This is a genomic window from Ruegeria sp. (assembly GCF_028066395.1).
GTDB lineage: Bacteria > Pseudomonadota > Alphaproteobacteria > Rhodobacterales > Rhodobacteraceae > Ruegeria.
The window spans coordinates 41,054-42,604 of sequence record NZ_JALCBM010000040.1; the positions used below are offsets into that span (position 1 = coordinate 41,054).

Sequence of the window (1,551 nt, forward strand, 5' to 3'; positions counted from 1 at the left end):
CCCGGCCATGTTACGCCTAGCATCCATTCTGTATTCCCTGATCGCCACCGCGATGGCGGGCACGGCGGTGATCGCGGTTTTGTCGGCGGGCATGGTCTCGGCCATGGCAATTCTGGCCGCAGCCGGGGCCGGGGCGGTTGTTGCCGCACCGGTGTCGTGGCTGGTGGCCCGGCGGCTGTACAAAACAGCCTAGGCGTTCAGGAACGCACGCACCGCAGCTTCGAACTCACGTGGTTTTTCGGCATGCAGCCAATGGCCCGCACCGGGGATTTTCGCGAACCGCGCTGACGGGAACAGGCTGCGGATACGGTCGCGGTGTTCAGGCAGCACGTAATCTGAGTCCGCGCCCGACAGAAACAGGGTAGGGCCGTCCCAATGGGATGAGATTTCAGGGAAACCCATGATCTTGGGCATTTCGGCGGCCAGAACATCCAGATTCAGACGCCACTTCTTGCCTTCGATATCAAGGGATTGGGTGAAAAAGCTCTGCAACGCCTTTTCGACGCCCTGTTCGGCCAGTTGCGTCTCGGCGTCCGAGCGTCGGTCGACGCGGGACAGGTCCACCGCGCGCATGGCGTGAATGTACTGGATCTGGCTATGGGTATAAGCCACTGGCGCGATATCAGCGACCACCAGCTTGCGCACCAGATCACCATGCTGCAGCGCCAGCACCATCGACGCCTTGCCGCCCATGGAATGCCCCACCACGTCTGCCGTCCCGCCGATGCTGTCGATCACCTCGGCCAGATCATCCGCCAGATGAGGGTAATCATGCTGCGGCTGCCACGGGCTGTGGGCGTGGTTGCGCATATCGACCGCAATCACCTGCCGTTCATCGGCCAGTCTGCGGGCGATGACCCCCCAATTGCGGGCCGATCCATACAGCCCATGCGCAATCAGCAAGGGCGGGTTCTGCGTCGGTTCACCGTGGATAATCGTGTTCAGCATAGGTCCCGTGATACAAGTCGCCGCCCGGAACGACCAGCCCCATTGTAGCCCGCTACCCACGCGGCTACATTGCCCCGTCAGGAGGGCCAATGTCGCAGGAAACCGATATTCAGACCCGGATCGCCGAGACGATCCTGTTGCTGCGCAAAAAGCTGGGTGTGCGGGACAAAACGCTGGCGGCCTCGGTTCGGCGGGCCAAGCGGCGTTTGCCGCGCGACGTCTATAAGCAGGTGCTGATTCTGGCGCAGGCCGAGCCGATGGTGGATCATCCCAAGCTGCGCTTAGTACTGGATACGCCCGCTTTGGTGAAAGCCTCGGACGCGGTGCAGGCCCATCTGAAGGCCATCAACCTGTCCGAGCGGCGCTGGGCCCTGTTTCTGAGCATGCTGGGGTCGCTGGCGCTTGGGATTCTGGTCCTGTCCCTGCTGGCGCTGGTCGTATTGCGCTGGCGCGGATACATCTGAGGTTTAACAAAACACCGTAACGTGCTGAAATGAAAAGCGGCGCCCGGGGCGCCGCTTTCTGAATTCTGGGAACCTTACAGGTTCGGATAGATCGGGAAGCGTGCGCAGAGGTCTGCGACTTCTGCCTTGACCTTGGCTT

The 1,551-nt window shown here is 61.8% G+C and carries 3 protein-coding genes; 2 read left to right on the forward strand and 1 reads right to left on the reverse strand.

The annotated features are described in order from the left end of the window. Positions 1 to 7: 7 nt before the first annotated feature. Complete coding sequence (locus tag MPJ51_RS13315) at positions 8 to 193, forward strand: hypothetical protein (protein WP_298387517.1); 186 nt, start codon at positions 8 to 10, stop codon at positions 191 to 193. On the opposite strand, the gene MPJ51_RS13320 is transcribed toward MPJ51_RS13315, so the two are convergent. Further along, the gene (locus MPJ51_RS13320) at positions 190 to 948 is read right to left on the reverse strand and encodes an alpha/beta fold hydrolase (RefSeq protein WP_298387505.1); all 759 of its coding nucleotides are present in this window, start codon (positions 946 to 948) and stop codon (positions 190 to 192) included. The two genes, MPJ51_RS13315 and MPJ51_RS13320, sit on opposite strands and share 4 nt — an antisense overlap. An 89-nt stretch (positions 949 to 1,037) precedes the next feature. Here MPJ51_RS13320 and MPJ51_RS13325 point away from each other — a divergent pair, with 89 nt between their 5' ends. Next, on the forward strand, positions 1,038 to 1,412 hold the full coding sequence (locus MPJ51_RS13325) for a hypothetical protein (protein WP_298387508.1): 375 nt from the start codon (positions 1,038 to 1,040) through the stop codon (positions 1,410 to 1,412). Positions 1,413 to 1,551: the final 139 nt, after the last annotated feature.

Coding starts and splice junctions, on each gene's coding strand:
- MPJ51_RS13325 (WP_298387508.1), top strand. CDS start 1,038: ATGTCGCAGGAAACCGATATTCAGACCCGGATCGCCGAGACGATCCTG.
- MPJ51_RS13320 (WP_298387505.1), bottom strand. CDS start 948: ATGCTGAACACGATTATCCACGGTGAACCGACGCAGAACCCGCCCTTG.
- MPJ51_RS13315 (WP_298387517.1), top strand. CDS start 8: ATGTTACGCCTAGCATCCATTCTGTATTCCCTGATCGCCACCGCGATG.